This is a genomic window from Streptomyces tauricus, from assembly GCF_014650955.1.
GTDB lineage: Bacteria > Actinomycetota > Actinomycetes > Streptomycetales > Streptomycetaceae > Streptomyces > Streptomyces tauricus.
In genome coordinates, this window is sequence record NZ_BMVY01000031.1 from 1 (window position 1) to 15,240 (window position 15,240).

General features: G+C 72.4%; 14 protein-coding genes. 11 read left to right on the top strand and 3 right to left on the bottom strand.

Annotated elements, in window-relative coordinates; all coding sequences use genetic code 11:
* Positions 1–80 precede the first annotated feature (80 nt).
* Positions 81–1,613: an FAD-dependent oxidoreductase gene (locus IE278_RS32695; RefSeq protein WP_189777501.1), complete on the bottom strand. Its 1,533-nt coding sequence runs from the start codon at positions 1,611–1,613 to the stop codon at positions 81–83.
* 262 nt (positions 1,614–1,875) lie between these two features.
* On the bottom strand, positions 1,876–2,043 hold the full coding sequence (locus tag IE278_RS32700) for a hypothetical protein (RefSeq protein ID WP_189777503.1): 168 nt from the start codon (positions 2,041–2,043) through the stop codon (positions 1,876–1,878).
* 188 nt (positions 2,044–2,231) lie between these two features.
* On the opposite strand from IE278_RS32700, the gene IE278_RS32705 reads away from it, so the two are divergent.
* From IE278_RS32705 to IE278_RS32755, 11 genes are all read left to right on the top strand, one after another.
* Positions 2,232–3,368: a glycosyltransferase gene (locus IE278_RS32705; RefSeq protein WP_189777505.1), complete on the top strand. Its 1,137-nt coding sequence runs from the start codon at positions 2,232–2,234 to the stop codon at positions 3,366–3,368.
* On the top strand, positions 3,365–4,471 hold the full coding sequence (locus tag IE278_RS32710) for a glycosyltransferase (RefSeq protein WP_189777507.1): 1,107 nt from the start codon (positions 3,365–3,367) through the stop codon (positions 4,469–4,471). The genes IE278_RS32705 and IE278_RS32710 overlap by 4 nt, the downstream gene beginning before the upstream one ends.
* Positions 4,468–5,664 carry a glycosyltransferase gene (locus IE278_RS32715; protein ID WP_189777509.1) on the top strand — a complete coding sequence of 399 codons (1,197 nt, stop codon included), beginning with the start codon at positions 4,468–4,470 and terminating at the stop codon, positions 5,662–5,664. Before IE278_RS32710 ends, IE278_RS32715 begins: the two co-directional genes overlap by 4 nt.
* Positions 5,664–6,491, top strand: a complete 828-nt coding sequence (locus IE278_RS32720; RefSeq protein WP_189777511.1) for a glycosyltransferase family 2 protein — start codon at positions 5,664–5,666, stop codon at positions 6,489–6,491. The genes IE278_RS32715 and IE278_RS32720 overlap by 1 nt, the downstream gene beginning before the upstream one ends.
* Before the next feature lie 115 nt (positions 6,492–6,606).
* Positions 6,607–7,260, top strand: a complete 654-nt coding sequence (locus tag IE278_RS32725) for an ANTAR domain-containing protein (RefSeq protein WP_189777513.1) — start codon at positions 6,607–6,609, stop codon at positions 7,258–7,260.
* Positions 7,261–7,321: 61 nt separating this feature from the next.
* The gene (locus tag IE278_RS32730) at positions 7,322–8,089 is read left to right on the top strand and encodes an ANTAR domain-containing protein (RefSeq protein ID WP_189777516.1); all 768 of its coding nucleotides are present in this window, start codon (positions 7,322–7,324) and stop codon (positions 8,087–8,089) included.
* Positions 8,090–8,306: 217 nt separating this feature from the next.
* Complete coding sequence (locus IE278_RS32735) at positions 8,307–9,824, top strand: cryptochrome/photolyase family protein (protein WP_189777518.1); 1,518 nt, start codon at positions 8,307–8,309, stop codon at positions 9,822–9,824.
* A gap of 59 nt (positions 9,825–9,883) precedes the next feature.
* Positions 9,884–11,038: a spore photoproduct lyase family protein gene (locus IE278_RS32740; RefSeq protein WP_189777656.1), complete on the top strand. Its 1,155-nt coding sequence runs from the start codon at positions 9,884–9,886 to the stop codon at positions 11,036–11,038.
* Positions 11,039–11,149: 111 nt separating this feature from the next.
* Positions 11,150–12,163, top strand: a complete 1,014-nt coding sequence (locus IE278_RS32745) for a DNA topoisomerase IB (protein ID WP_189777520.1) — start codon at positions 11,150–11,152, stop codon at positions 12,161–12,163.
* Between the two features lie 140 nt (positions 12,164–12,303).
* On the top strand, positions 12,304–12,537 hold the full coding sequence (locus IE278_RS32750; RefSeq protein WP_189777522.1) for a hypervirulence associated TUDOR domain-containing protein: 234 nt from the start codon (positions 12,304–12,306) through the stop codon (positions 12,535–12,537).
* Positions 12,534–12,878, top strand: coding sequence for a DUF3140 domain-containing protein (locus tag IE278_RS32755; RefSeq protein WP_189777524.1), 345 nt, complete (start codon positions 12,534–12,536; stop codon positions 12,876–12,878). Before IE278_RS32750 ends, IE278_RS32755 begins: the two co-directional genes overlap by 4 nt.
* Before the next feature lie 106 nt (positions 12,879–12,984).
* Here the strand turns inward: IE278_RS32755 and katG are convergent, their stop codons facing one another.
* Entirely contained in the window at positions 12,985–15,216 is a 2,232-nt protein-coding gene (gene katG, locus IE278_RS32760) for a catalase/peroxidase HPI (protein ID WP_189777527.1), read from the bottom strand.
* Positions 15,217–15,240: the final 24 nt, after the last annotated feature.

Sequence of the window (15,240 nt, forward strand, 5' to 3'; positions counted from 1 at the left end):
CGGTCGGGTGGCCGTTCGGCGCCCGCGCTCGGACCACGTCCGCAGGCTCGGACCCGGCTGCGGGCCTCAGGCGTACGTACTCATACCGTCCGCGGCGGCAGTGGGTGTACGGCCGGGCCCTGGAGGACCTTGCCGTCGACGCCGAACCGGGAACCGTGGCACGGGCACTCCCACGCGGTCTCGGCCTCGTTGAACGCGACCAGGCAACCGAGATGCGTGCAGCGCGCCGACACCGCGTGGGCCGTGCCGGTCTCGTCGCGGTAGACGGCACAACGCCGCCCCTCGACCCGTACGACCGCACCCGAGCCGGGGGCGATCTCGTCCACGGAGTCGACGTGGGTGCTCTTCAGCCGGTCGCCCACGAAGTGCTTGGCCACCTCCGCCTGCTGTTTCAGCAGCGCCGAGCCCTCCCGGACGGTGCTCCACAGCCGACGCGGGTCGTACAGCCCCGCCCACTCCGGTTCCGTGCCGGTGAGCGTCGACGCCAGCAGCTGGCCGGCCATGGCGCCCCCGCTCATGCCCCAGCCGCCGAAGCCGGTCGCCACGTACACATGGCGTGCGCCCGGATGGTACGGGCCGACCAGCGGCACGCCGTCGCTCACGTCGTTGTCCTGGGCCGCCCACCGGTACGCCGTGTCGCCGACCGGGAAGTGCTCGTGCATCCACGCGTCGAGGCGCAGGAAGCGCTCGTTGGTGTCGCCCGTGCCGGGGGTGAAGCTCTCGCCGGTGACGATGAGCAGCCGTCGGCCCTCGTCGAAAGGAGCGGTGCGTACGGAACGTTTGCCCAGGTCGTCCGTGATGTACATGTGCTCCGGTGCCGCCGAGGCGGGCAGGGGAGCCGCTACGACCAGTTCGCGGCGCGGTGACAGGCGCGCGAAGTGCAGGGCGCGGTCGAAGACCGGGTAGTGCGTGGCGACGACGACGTCGTTCGCCGTGACCGTCGCTCCCCGCTCGGTCGTCAGTTCGCACGGGGTGCCCTCGGAGAGGCCGGTCACCCGGGTCCGTTCGTGGATGACACCGCCTCGCGCGGTGATGTCGTCCGCCAGGGCCAGCAGGTACTTGCGCGGATGGAAGCGCGCCTGGTGCGCGACGCGTACCGCGGCCGCCACGGGGAACGGCAGATCCGTCTCCGTCACGAGGTCGGCGGCCAGCCCCGCTTCGGCGGCGGCCTCCGCCTCGGCCGCGAACGTGGCCCGTTGTCCCGGGTCGACCGTGAAGGTCAGGGCCGACGAGCGCTCGAGGTCGCAGTCGACGCCCAGCTCCGCCGCCACGGACGCGACCCGCTCCACCGCGGCCTGCTGGGAGTGGGCGTACTGGCGGGCGCCCTCCTTCCCGCGGGTGCGGCGCAGGCGTTCGTACACGAGCGAGTGCGCCGCGGTGAGCTTCGCCGTCGTATAGCCGCTCACCCCGGCGGCGACGCGGTCCGCGTCCAGCACGAGGACGCCGCGTCCGGCCCGGGTCAGTTCCCAGGCGATGGACAGGCCGGCCATGCCCGCGCCGATCACGACGACGTCCGCCGTCACGTCGGTCTCCAGCGCCGGCCACCGGCCGCCCGGTGCGGTGGCCATCCAGTACGACTCGGCGGTGCCCGGCAGTTCAGTTGGCGTGGTCATGCACCACGGGTTCCCGCACCGGCCGAAAGGAGACGTGGGGGAGCGATTCTTCCCCTGAGTGGACCTCCCGCCGCCGCCGCTTCGGGAGCGTCCGGGCCAGGGGAGCCGGGCCAGGCGCTCCCGGTACCCCTGGCGCTCGGTAGTCCCGGCGGCCCAGGCGGCCCAGGCGGCACCGGTAATCCTGCCGACCCCGATGGTCCTGCCCCGTCCCGGTGGTCTCGGCGGGCCGGGAGGTCCCGGCGGTTCCGGTGGCCCCGGGGAGTCAGGCGGTCCCGGTGATCCCGGCGGCCCGGTGGTCCTCGGAAGCGTGTCCGATCGTGGGGCCGTGGCACGCCCCGCCGCCCCGGCCGGTGGCGTGCCACCCCTCCGGCCGGCCAGGAAGCATGCGGCGGCGCGGGCCCGCCCTCGCCCGGACGGTCGTGTCCGGCATGCTCCGAACCGTCCGGCGGGGGACCGTGGGGTACGCAGAGACGCGATGCCCCAGGCGGCCACGGGCGTCCCCGAAGCGACCGGCGTCCCCGGTGTGACCGAAGTGACCAGCGTCTCCGACGTGACCGGTGTGACCGACGGACCGGCCAGGACCCGGCGTGACCGGCGTGACCGAGCAAGGAGACACCCGTGCCTGAACCGGCCACCCGCCACCACTCCGCGACGCCCGATCCCGCGCCCGATCCCGCGCCCGGTCCGGGCGCCGGGACCGGTGGTGTCATCCGTGTCGCCTCGGTTCCCGCCGGGCATGTGTACGTGCGCCATCTGTCCCCGCCGGGCGGCGACCGTGTGATCCGTCTGGCCGACCCCCGCCCCGGCGGAGTCCCCAGCGGGTCCGGCCAGTGGTGGCCGCCGGTCATGCTCGACCCGGACTGGGTCGACGAGCACGCCGACACGTTCGACGTCCTCCACCTCCACTTCGGCTTCGACGCGCAGACCCCGCAGACGCTCGCGGCCCTCGTCGAAGCCCTGCGCCGGAACGGCAAACCGCTCGTCCACACCGTCCACGACCTCGTCAACCCCCACCACCGGGACGAGGCCGAGCACCGGGCGCAGCTGGACGTGCTCGTCCCCGCGGCGGACCGGGTCATCACGCTCACCCCGGGCGCCGCGCGGGAGATCGCCGCACGCTGGGGCCGTACCGCGCTGGTCCTGCCGCATCCGCACGTCGTCGGAGCGGCCGGACTCGTACGCCCCCGGCCCGTGCGCGACACGTTCACCGTCGGTCTGCACGCCAAGAGCATCCGCGCCAACATGGACCCGCTGCCGGTGGCCAGGGTGCTCGCGGACGCGTTGTCGGAACTGCCCGACGCGGTGCTGCGCGTCGACTGCCACCCGGACATCGGCGATCCGACGAGTCACTGGTACGCGCCCGAAGTGCTCGACGAGTTGCGCGAGATGGACCGCAAGGAGCGGCTGCGGCTGTACGTGCACGACTACTTCGACGACGACGCGCTCTACGACTATCTGATCAACCTCGACGTGTCCGTGCTGCCCTACCGCTTCGGCACCCACTCCGGGTGGCTGGAGGCGTGCCACGACCTGGGGACGACCGTCGTCGCGCCGTCCTGCGGGTTCTACGCGGAGCAACGGCCCTGCCTCGGCTACGGCCACGACCGGGACGGGCTCGACGAGGCCTCGCTGCGGGAGGCGGTGCGCACCGCCTACGAGGAGCGGCCCCTCTGGCGGGCCGACCCGGCCGACCGCCGGGCCGAACGTCTCATGCTCGCCCGCGAGCACGAAGCGCTCTACGCGGCCCTGTTGTGACGGCGTCCGCCGTACGGCCCCCACCGCGGCCCGCCCCCGTCGCGCCGCTGCGGATCGCCCTGATCGCCTCCGCCCGGCATCCCATCCGCGACCCGTTCGCCGGCGGTCTCGAAGCGCACACCTGGACGCTGTCCAAGGCCCTGCGCGCCCGCGGCCACGAGGTCACCATCTTCGCGGGGCCCGGCTCCGACCCCGGTCTCGGGGTGGTGGAGATACCGTTCAGGCCGCCCCGGATCAGTGCGGCCGCCTGCCGGGACACGAGCATGGTGGCCGCGCACTGGCTGGCGGAGCACCACGCCTATCTGCAGCTGATGCTCGACCTCTCCCGTCCGCCGACGCGGTACGACATCGTGCACAACAACAGCCTGCACTACCTGCCGGTGGCGATGGCCGCCGTGCTCTCCGTGCCGGTCGTCACCACTCTGCACACCCCGCCCACCCCGTGGCTGGAGTCGGCCATCCAGGCGCCGCCGTACTGTCCCATGCGGTTCAGCGCGGTCAGCGACCACACCGCCGCGGCCTGGCGGCACGTGGTGCCCGCCGCCACCGTGGTGCGCAACGGCATCGACACCGAGCGCTGGCACCCGGGGCCCGGCGGCGAGGAACTCGTCTGGTCGGGGCGGATCGTGCCCGAGAAGGGCGCGCACTACGCGATCGAGGCCGCGCGTCTCGCGGGGCGGGGACTGCGGCTGGCGGGGCCCGTCGGGGACACGGAGTACTTCGAGGCGTGCGTCCGCCCCCACCTCGACCGCACGATCACCTACGTGGGCCACCTCTCCCAGCCGGAACTGTGCGAGCTGGTCGGCTCCTCGGCCGCCGCCGTCGTCTCGCCCTGCTGGGACGAACCGTACGGACTGGTGATCGCGGAGGCGCTGGCCTGCGGCACACCGGTGTGCGGGTTCGCCCGCGGCGCGCTGCCGGAGATCGTCACGGACGACTGCGCCCGGCTCGTACCGCCCGGCGACCGCGCGGCGCTCGCGGCGGCCGTCGAGCCGACGATCGGCCTGTCCCGGGCCGCCGCGCGGCGCCACGCGGAGGCCTTCTGCTCCATGGAGGTCATGACCCGCAGGTACGAGCGCTTCTACCGCTCGGTGTCGGCGTGATCGGCTACTACGTCCATCACCAGGGCAGCGGTCATCTGAACCGCGCCAGGACCGTCGCCGCGCACTGCCCCGTCCCGGTGACGGGTCTGTCCACCCTTCCCGAGCCGCAGGACTGGCCCTGGCCGGGCCTGTGGGTGCGGCTGCCCAGGGACGACGACGGCGACAGCAGCGGTTTCGGCGACGTGACGGCGGGCGGACGGCTGCACTGGGCGCCCGTCGGACACGCCGGGCTCCGGGGTCGCATGGCACTGATCGCACGGTGGATCGAGGAGGCCTCGCCCCGGCTCCTGATGTCCGACGTCTCCGTCGAAGTGGCCCTGCTGGCCCGGCTGCTGGGCACACCCGTCGCGGTGGCGGCGATGCGCGGCGAACGCACCGACCCGCCGCACCGGATGGCGTACGACCTGGCCGGACTCCTCATCGCCCCCTGGCCGGCCGCGCTGCCCGAACCGGGCTGGCCCGCGCACTGGACGGCCAAGACCGTCCACACCGGCGCCTTCTCCCGCTTCGACGGCCGCCCGCGCCCCGCACGCGCCCCGGGGCGTACGGACCGGTCGAGTACGCCCCGCAGGGTGCTGCTCCTGATGGGTTCGGGCGGGACCGACGTCTCACCCGGTGAGGTGAAGGCGGCGCGGGCGGCCACCCCCGGCTGGGAGTGGACGACGCTCGGCGGTGCGGACGGCGGCTGGTCGGCCGACCCCTGGCCCGCCCTGTGCGCGGCGGACGTCGTGGTCACCCACGCGGGCCAGAACGCGCTCGCCGAGTGCGCCGCCGCGCGCCGCCCCGCGGTGGTCGTCCCCCAGGAACGCCCCTTCGGCGAACAGGCCGCCACGGCCCGCGCCCTGACACGCGGTCGCCTCGCGGTCGTCGTCCCGCACTGGCCCCCGGCCGAGTCCTGGCCCGCCCTGCTGGAACAAGCCCATGACCGGGGCGGCGACCGCTGGTCCCTCTGGGCACCGGGCGACGGCGCCACCCGGGCGGCGACGGCCCTGACCGACGCGGCGGGGGAGGCGACCGGGGCAGGCCCGCCCCCCACCGGACGGGCCGCGGGCGCGGGCGCAGCGGAGGATGCCGGTGCGGTACGGGATACCGGCGCGGCAGGCGATGCCAGCGAGGTACGCGGTACCGGTGCGGTACGGGACCCCGGCGCCGTGGGAAACTCCGGGGCCGTTCGAGACACCGGCGCCCCCTGATGCGTACCGCCGTGATCACCCTCGCCGCCGGCCGGCACCGGCATCTCGCTCTGCAGCAGGCCGGGCTCGGCGCCGGGTCGTGTGTGCCGGAGCAGTACGTCGTCGTCGCCATGGGGGACCCCGGGGTGGGCGCCGTTCTCGACGGGCGGCGGCCCCACGCGGCGGTCGTCGACTGCCCGGTGCGGGACGGGAGGCTGCCGCTGGCCCGCGCCCGGAACCTCGGCGCCGCGCACGCCCTCGCCCACGGCGCCGAGCTGCTGGTCTTCCTCGACGTCGACTGCGTGCCCGGTGACCGGCTGCTGGAGCGGTACGCCGAGGTGGCCCGGCCCCACCCCCGCTCCCTGCTCTGCGGCACGGTCGCGTACCTCCCGCCGCCGGACCCGGCCGGCGGCTACCGGCTCGCCGACCTCCCCGCGCTCGCCGCACCGCACCCCGCCCGCCCCGCTCCCGGACCCGGCGAGACCCAGGACGGTACCGACCACACCCTGTTCTGGTCGCTGTCCTTCGCGCTGACCGCCGACACCTGGCACGCGGTCGGCGGCTTCTGCGAGGAGTACGAGGGGTACGGCGGCGAGGACACCGACTACGGCCAGCGGGCCCGCTCGGCCGGTGTCCGGCTCACCTGGGTGGGCGGCGCACCGGCCTTCCACCAGTACCACCCGACCTCCAGCCCGCCGCTGGAGCATCTGTGCGACATCCTGCGCAACAGCGAGATCTTCCACCGCCGTTGGGGCTGGTGGCCGATGAGCGGCTGGCTCGACGCGTTCGCCGAGCGTGGACTGATCCGCTGGAACGGCACCACCCTCCGCTGGGAGCACACCCGTTGAGCCAAGCGCTGTTACGCAGGGTGTGAGTGTCGCTACGCTGGGAGGCGCGGCCGACCCCGCACAGAAAGCGTTCAGGAAGGCGGTGCGCGGCGACGTGGGAGCCACTGTCAGAGGGTTGCTGGACAGCCTGCATCCGGCGGCGGACGAGGAGGAGCGCCGTGCGTGGGCCGCCGCCTGCGCACACGCCCTGGGCCTCGGCGGAATAGCGGTCTCTCTGGGACGGGAGCTGGTGTGGTTCAGCGACAGCACCAGCGCACGGCTGGAGGACCTGCAGTTCGTCCTGGGCCAGGGCCCGGGACTGCTGATCGAGGACGAGACGGAGGTACGGCAGGTGCCCGACCTCGGACGGCTGCTGGCACGGCAGTGGCCGCAGTTCGCCGCCGAGGCGGAGGAACTCGACATCGCGGCACTTTTCGTCTGGCCTGTGCACATCGGCGCCGTCCGCACCGGGACGATGACCGGCTACCGGCGTACGCCGGGCCCGCTCACCCGGCAGCAGCTGACCGAGGGCTGGCTGGTCGCCGACGCGCTCGCCGAGCAGGTGCTGCAGAACTGGCCGGCCAGTTCTGCCGGACACAACGGCCCCGGCCACATGGGCACGGTGGACCTGCACCGCGCCGAGGTGCACCAGGCCACCGGCGTCCTCAGCGCACGACTCGGAGTGTCGCTGGCCGAGGCCCTGGACCGGCTGCGGAGCCAGGCCTACACGTCCGGGCGGTCCCTCACGGAAACCGCCCAGGACATCATCCAGCAGCAGCTACCGCGATGACACCACCGGACCCGGTCGACCACACCGAGGAAACGCTGTGTGGGGGACAAGGAGCTTACCCATGAGCAGGGAGCAACACATCGCTCGCACTTTCGTGGAACTCGCCGACACACTGGTGGAGGATTTCGACGTCATCGGGTTCCTGCAGCAGATGACCGTCCGCTGCCAGGAACTCCTCGACGTCACGGACGCCGCGGTCTTCCTGTCGCACTCGGGCCACCGGCTGTACAGCCCCGCCCCGTGCGACCCCAGCCCGGCCCTGGAACGCGTACTGGAATCCGCCTGCGCTGAGGGACCGGCGGTGGACGCCCACCGGACCGCCCGGGCGGTCGACACCGCCCGGGCCGTCGAGGCGCACGGGCCGGACGACGAGGCCTCCCGCTGGCCACAGTTCACCGCGCACCTGCGGCGGGCCGGCTACTCCCTCGCCACCGCCCTGCCGATGCGGCTGCGCCAGGAGACCATCGGAAGCCTGCTGCTCCTGCGCTCCGCCGACCGGCCCCTGGACGCCGAGGACCTGGCCCTCGCCCAGGCCCTCGCCGACGCCGCCACCATCGGACTGCTGCACGCCCGCACCATCCGGCAGCAGGACACCGTGAACGAACAACTCCACACCGCCCTGCAGAGCCGCATCATCATCGAACAGGCCAAGGGACTGCTCGCCGTCCGCCGCGACATCAACCTGAACGAGGCCTTCGAGATCATGCGCCGCCACGCCCGCCGGCACCGGCTCCTGCTCAGCAATGTCGCCCGGGACGTCATCGACACCGGCTCCACGCTGCGCAGCTCAGCCGTACTGCCCCGGCCGAGCCCGGCCGACGCCGACTGACGCCGAGCGAAGCCGAGTGACCGCAAGCGACCCGAGTGAACCCGGGTGAAGACGACCGCGGTGGCCGGGTGAGGTCGGGCGGGGCCGCGTAACCATGTCCCGGCGCGCGGCGTGTGCCGCGTACCGCCCGTGCTGTCGTGCGCTTTGATCTGCGGAGGAAAGCGTCGCGCCGCGCAGGGCGCCGACGAGGCGACGACTCGTCGACGGAGCGCTCGGCATGACGAAGAACGTGGCAGAGCCCGGCACCCACCACTGGCTCTTCGGCGACCAGCTCGGCCCCCACTTCATCGATCCCGCGCGCGGCGGCCCGCGCCGGGACGCCCCGCTGCTGATGATCGAGGCCCGCAGTGTGCTGCGCCGACGACGGTTCCACCGCGCCAAGGCCCACCTGATCCTGTCGGCGATGCGCCACCGGGCCGCCGAACTGGGCGACCGCGTGCGGTACGTCAAGGCGGACACCTACCGCGAGGGGCTGCGCGAGGCGGTGGGGGACGCCCCGGTGACGGTCCACCACCCCACCTCCCACGCGGCCCTCGCCTTCGTACGCTCCCTGCCCTCCGTACGCGTCCTGCCCGCGCGCGGTTTCCTCGTGACGCACGACGAGTTCAAGCTCTGGGCGGACGGCCGCGGCTCGAAACACCTCCGCCAGGAGGACTTCTACCGCTGGGTCCGCCAGACGCACGACCTGCTGATGGACGGCGACCAGCCGGCCGGCGGCCGCTGGAACCTGGACCACGACAACCGCCGGCCCCCGCCGCGCGGCGCCGCCGACCTGGGCGTTCCGGGCCCGTACCGGCCCCGTGAGAGCGAGATCGACGACGAGGTGCGGGCCGACCTCGACCGCTGGTCGCGCGACGGGGACGTCGAGTTCGTCGGCGAGGACGGGCCGCGCGGGTTCCCCGCCACCCGCCGGGAGGCACTGGCCGCGCTCGACCGCTTCGTCGAGCACCGGCTGCCGACCTTCGGCGCGTACGAGGACGCGGTGCTCGCCGGGGACGCGACGATGAGCCACAGCCTGCTGTCCTCCTCGCTCAACCTCGGCCTGCTGGACCCCGCCGAATGCGCCGAGCGCGCGGAGGCACGCTGGCGGTCGGGCGACGTGCCGCTCAACAGCGCCGAGGGGTTCGTACGGCAGATCACCGGCTGGCGCGAGTACGTCTGGCACGTGTACTGGCGCTTCGGCGCGCGGTACCGGGAGAGCAACGCCCTGGGCCACCACGAGCCGCTGCCGGCCTGGTTCACGGACCTGTCCCCGGACGCGACGGACGCCAACTGCCTCAGCCATGTCCTCCGGCAGGTCGGGGCGACCGGCTGGACGCATCACATCCCGCGCCTGATGATCCTCGGCAGTCTCGCCCTGCAGCGGGGGTGGGAGCCCGGCGCCGTCACCGACTGGTTCCACCGCAGCTTCGTGGACGGCTACGACTGGGTGATGGTCCCGAACGTGGTCGGCATGTCCCAGTACGCGGACGGGGGCCGTATGACCACCAAGCCGTACACGTCCGGTGGCGCGTACATCAACCGCATGACCGACTTCTGCGGCCCCTGCCGCTACAAGCCGACCGTGCGGGTGGGCGAGGACGCGTGCCCCTTCACCGCCGGGTACTGGAACCTCCTGCACCGCCACCGCGGCCGGTTCGAACACAACCCGCGGATGACGCAGGCTGTACGGGGGCTGGACCGCCTCGCCGATCTCGAAGAGCTGCTGGAGCAGGAGCGCGACCGCAAGGACTGAGCTCCGTGTACGCCCCCGTACGCCCCCGCCCGTACGCCCCGCCCGGAGAGGAACAGCACGTGGAGCCCGAGCAGCAGGCGCTTTTCGACTGGTCGGACGCGGCGCCGGCGCACCCCGCGAAGACCGCCGACGGGGCGTTCCGGGACAGCCCGCAGGCCCGCCGGATGCTCGACGTACGGGAGGTGTACGCCGAACCGGCGGCCCTCGACTCGCCGCGCGGGCAGCAGATCATGGCCCGGCTGCCGGGCGTACGGGTGACCGAGGTCGACGGCCACTGGCGCATCCCCTCCCTGCACGGCAACGACGGCAACATCGCCCGCTGGGTCCGCATCAAGACCGACACGCTCGTCCTCGGCGTCAAGCACAGCCTCAGCACGCGCCCCAACGGCAGGTCGGCCGACTGGATCGCCCCAGGGCCCTCCAACGGCTGCGCGATGGCCTGCGCGTACTGCTACGTCCCCCGCCGCAAGGGGTTCGCCAACCCCATCACCCTGTTCACCAACATCGAGGCGATCGTGGCCCACGTACAGCGGCACGTACGGGCCCAGGGCCCCAAGCCGGAACCCAACCAGTGCGATCCGGCGGCCTGGGTCTACGACATCGGCGAGAACGGCGACTGCTCCGTCGACGCCCTGGTCTGCGACAACACCGCGGACCTCGTCGCCGCGTTCCGCCGCCTGCCCACGGCCAAGGCCTCCTTCGCGACCAAGTTCGTCAACCCCGACCTGCTCGCACTCGACCCGCAGGGCCGTACCCGCGTGCGCTTCTCCGTCATGCCGACCGACGACGCCCGGCTCCTCGACATCCGCACCAGCCCGGTCCCCGAGCGGATCGCGGCGGCGGCCGACTTCCTCGACGCCGGGTACGAGGTCCACTTCAACCTCTCGCCCGTGGTGCTGCGCCCGGGGTGGGAGCGGGACTGGGCCGGTCTGCTCACCCACCTCGACGACGTCCTGCCCGCCCGGGTGAAGGAGCAGGCGGCGGCCGAGGTCATCATGCTGACCCACAACCAGCAGCTCCACGAGGTCAACCTCGGCTGGCACCCGCGCGCCGAGGACGTGCTGTGGCAGCCGGAGATCCAGGAGACCAAGCGCTCCCAGAACGGGGCGCTCAACGTCCGCTACGACCTGGAGACCAAGCAGCGGGCCCTCGCGCGGCTGCGGGAACTGCTGGCAGCGCATGCGCCGTGGCTGCGTATCAGGTACGCCTTCTGAAGAAGGAAGGAAGGTGCGGCTTCAGCGGTGCGGCGGTGCAGCGGTTCTGCGGTTCTGGGGTTCAGCTGTTCAGTGGTTCAGAAGGTTCCTGGTGACAGAGGGAGCAGCGTGATGCGGTTCCGGACGAGTGACCTCACGGGCCCCGGTTACGGCCGGCGCCGGCACGGCGGCGGCTTCCGCTACCTCGACACCGAGGGCCGGGCCCTGCCCGCCGGCCCGGAGGCGCGGCGCGTACGCGATCTCGTCATCCCGCCGGCCTGGCAGGACGTCTGGATCTCCCCGCACCCGAACGGCCACATCCAGGCGGTCGGCACGGACGAGGCCGGTCGCCGCCAGTACCTCTACCACCCGCTCTTCCGCGAGCGGCAGGAAGCCGCCAAGCACACCCGCGTCCTGGAGGTCGGCGCCGCCCTGCCCGAGGTGCGCCGGCAGGTCGGCAAGGGCCTGGAAGGCAGGGGCCTGAGCCGGGAAAGGGTGCTCTCGCTCGGAGTCCGGCTCCTCGACCTCGGCTTCTTCCGCGTGGGCGACGACCGGTACCAGAAGACGAACGAGTCCTACGGGTTGACGACCGTACGGCGTCACCAGGTGACCTGCGACAAGGGCGCGGTCGGCTTCGACTACGCGGCCAAGAGCGGGCGCCGCTACTGCCGGGAGATCGTCGACGAACAGGTCTACAGCGGCGTCCGGGCCCTGCTCCGCCGCCGCGACGACAACGACCACCTCTTCGCGTACTGGCAGTCGCGCCGCTGGCACATGATCGACGCGACCGATCTGAACGGGCACCTGCGCGACCTCGCGGGCCTGGACATCACCAGCAAGGACTTCAGGACCTGGCACGCCACGGTGCTCGCCGCGGTCGCGCTGGCGGTGTCCGCCGAGGTGGCGGACACCTCGCCGACCGCCCGCAAACGGGCCGCGGCACGGGCGGTCCGCGAGGTCGCCGGCTATCTCGGCAACACGCCGTCCGTCTGCCGGGCCTCCTACATCAACCCGCGCCTGTTCGAACTCTTCGACGAGGGGAAGACGATCGCCCCCGCCCTCGCGTCCCTGGGCTCCGTCCCGGTGGCGGGCGCACTCGCCACCCAGCCGGTGGAGGAGGCGGTACTGCGACTGCTCAGCCCCTAGGACCTGTCTGACAATTCCCGTCTGCCTGGCCCTAGGACCTGTCCGGTCGCCGTGCCGCCGAAGTGCGCCGTGCCGTGCGGGGCCGGAAAGTGGGAGACGCCGTTCATCGCGGGGGCCGGAGCAGAGGGAGCGTACGGATCGTGGCGAAGGACAAGGACAAGAAGCTCAGCAAGGGAGACAAGGTCTCCTGGAGCAGTCACGGGCAGACCGTCCCCGGCAAGGTGAAGAAGAAGATCACGTCAGACGCCGAGGTGGCGGGCCGTACGGTCAAGGCCTCGAAGGACGAACCGCAGTACGAGGTCGAGAGCGACAAGTCCGGCCGCAACGCCGTCCACAAGCCCAAGTCGCTGCGCAAGAAGAGCAGCGGTTCATGAGCGGCGGCGGGACCGACACGGATCGGGCGGACACGGTCAAGGAGTTCGGCGAGGCCGTCAACATGACGCCCGGTGCGCTCAAGAAGTGGCTGGACACGGACGACTCGAAGAGCGTGGGCCAGTCGGACGGCGACGGCGAGAGCGTGGGGCACGCGTCCGGGCGCCGTATCGTCCGCCTGCTGGAGAAGAAGAAGGCCGACCTGACGGACGACGACGTCGCCCATATGCGCAAGGTCGTCGGCTACGTCCACCGCCACCTCAAGCAGCGCCCCTCGGGCGACGTCACGGACACGCGGTGGCGCTACTCGCTGATGAACTGGGGCCACGACCCGAAGTCGTAGGCGCCGACGTAGCCGTGGGGGTGGTGGGACGACGATGCCCGGGCCGGTCCAGGTGGACCGGCCCGGGCATCAGCCCTCACCCCTCAGCCTGAGCGGACTTCGGGGATCAGACCAGGTCGAAGCGGTCCGCGTTCGAGACCTTGACCCATGCCTGGACGAAGTCCTTCACGAACTTCTCCTTCGCGTCGTCGCTCGCGTAGACCTCGGCGAGCGCGCGCAGCTCGGAGTTCGAGCCGAAGACCAGGTCGGCACGGGTGCCGGTCCACTTGACCTCGCCGGTGGAGGCGTCGCGGCCCTCGAAGGCGGTCTGGTCGGCGGAGGTGGAGCTCCACGTCGTACCGAGGTCCAGGAGGTTGACGAAGAAGTCGTTCGTCAGGGTGCCCGGCCTGTCGGTGAAGACGCCGTGCGTGGACTGGCCGTGGTTGGCGCCCAGGACCCGCAGACCGCCGACGAGGACGGTCATCTCGGGAGCGCTCAGCTTGAGCAGGTTCGCCTTGTCGAGCAGCAGGAACTCGGCCGGCAGGCGGTTGCCCTTGCCGAGGTAGTTGCGGAACCCGTCGGCGGTCGGCTCCAGCGCGGCGAACGACTCGACGTCCGTCTGCTCCTGCGTCGCGTCGGTGCGGCCCGGCGTGAAGGGCACCTCGATGTCGACGCCGCCGTCCTTGGCGGCCTTCTCGACGCCCGCCGCACCGGCGAGGACGATCAGGTCGGCGAGGGAGATCTGCTTGCCACCGGTCCGCGCGGAGTTGAAGGACTCCTGGACGCCTTCCAGGGTGCGCAGCACCGAGGCGAGCTGGTCGGGGTTGTTGACCTCCCAGCCGCTCTGCGGCTGAAGGCGGATGCGCGCGCCGTTGGCGCCGCCGCGCTTGTCGCTGCCGCGGAAGGTCGAGGCCGACGCCCACGCGGTGGACACCAGCTCGGAGACCGTGAGGCCCGAGGCGAGGATCTGGCTCTTGAGCTCGGCGATGTCGGCCGCGTCGACCAGCTCGTGGGTGACCGGCGGGAGCGGGTCCTGCCACAGCAGGGTCTCCTCCGGGACCTCCGGGCCGAGGTAGAGGGACTTCGGGCCCAGGTCACGGTGGGTGAGCTTGTACCAGGCACGGGCGAAGGCGTCCGCGAACTGGTCGGGGTTCTCGTAGAAGCGACGCGAGATCTGCTCGTACGCCGGGTCGAACCGGAGCGCGAGGTCGGCCGTCAGCATCTTCGGGGCGTGGCTCTTCGACGGGTCGTGCGCGTCCGGGATCGTACCGGCGCCGGCGCCGTCCTTCGCCACCCACTGGTGGGCGCCCGCGGGGCTCTGCGTCAGCTCCCAGTCGTACTCGAACAGGTTCTTGAAGAAGCCGTTGCTCCACTGGGTGGGCGTGCTCGTCCAGGTGACCTCGAGGCCACTGGTGATGGTGTCGCCGCCCTTGCCGGAGCCGTAGGTGCTCTTCCAGCCGAGGCCCTGCTCCTCGAACGAGGCGGCCTCGGGGTCGTCGCCGACGCTCTCGGACGGGCCCGCGCCGTGGGTCTTGCCGAAGGTGTGACCGCCCGCGATCAGGGCGACCGTCTCCTCGTCGTTCATCGCCATCCGGCGGAACGTCTCACGGATGTCGCGGGCCGAGGCCAGCGGGTCCGGGTTGCCGTTCGGGCCCTCGGGGTTGACGTAGATGAGGCCCATCTGGACGGCGCCGAGCGGGTTCTCCAGCTCGCGGTCGCCCGTGTAGCGCTGGTCGTCGAGCCAGGTGGTCTCGGGACCCCAGTAGACGTCCTCGTCGGGCTCCCACACGTCGGCGCGGCCACCGGCGAAGCCGAAGGTCTCGAAGCCCATCGTCTCCAGGGCGACGTTGCCGGTGAGGATCATCAGGTCGGCCCAGGACAGGCTCTGGCCGTACTTCTTCTTGACGGGCCACAGCAGTCGGCGGGCCTTGTCGAGGTTGACGTTGTCCGGCCAGCTGTTCAGCGGCGCGAAACGCTGCTGACCGGCGCCGCCGCCACCGCGGCCGTCGCTGATGCGGTACGTGCCCGCGCTGTGCCAGGCCATCCGGATCATGAGCGGCCCGTAGTTGCCGAAGTCGGCCGGCCACCAGTCCTGCGAGGTGGTCAGCACCTCGGCGATGTCCCGTTTGACCGCGGGGAGGTCGAGGCTCTGGAACGCCTCGGCGTAGTCGAACTCCTCACCGAGGGGGTTCGACACGGCGGGGTTCTTGGCAAGGATCTTCAGGTTGAGGCGCTCGGGCCACCACTGACGGTTGCCACCGCCCTGGGTCGGGTGCGGGGCGCGGTCGTGCGCGACGGGGCAGCCGCCCGACTCCTGCGGCTCGGGGTCCGTGACGATCGCGTCATGGTTGTCGGTCATGGGGAATCCTTCCGAACGGGTGGT

Coding starts and splice junctions, on each gene's coding strand:
- IE278_RS32695 (WP_189777501.1), bottom strand. CDS start 1,613: ATGACCACGCCAACTGAACTGCCGGGCACCGCCGAGTCGTACTGGATG.
- IE278_RS32700 (WP_189777503.1), bottom strand. CDS start 2,043: ATGCCGGACACGACCGTCCGGGCGAGGGCGGGCCCGCGCCGCCGCATG.
- IE278_RS32720 (WP_189777511.1), top strand. CDS start 5,664: ATGCGTACCGCCGTGATCACCCTCGCCGCCGGCCGGCACCGGCATCTC.
- IE278_RS32730 (WP_189777516.1), top strand. CDS start 7,322: ATGAGCAGGGAGCAACACATCGCTCGCACTTTCGTGGAACTCGCCGAC.
- IE278_RS32735 (WP_189777518.1), top strand. CDS start 8,307: ATGACGAAGAACGTGGCAGAGCCCGGCACCCACCACTGGCTCTTCGGC.
- IE278_RS32745 (WP_189777520.1), top strand. CDS start 11,150: ATGCGGTTCCGGACGAGTGACCTCACGGGCCCCGGTTACGGCCGGCGC.
- IE278_RS32755 (WP_189777524.1), top strand. CDS start 12,534: ATGAGCGGCGGCGGGACCGACACGGATCGGGCGGACACGGTCAAGGAG.
- katG (WP_189777527.1), bottom strand. CDS start 15,216: ATGACCGACAACCATGACGCGATCGTCACGGACCCCGAGCCGCAGGAG.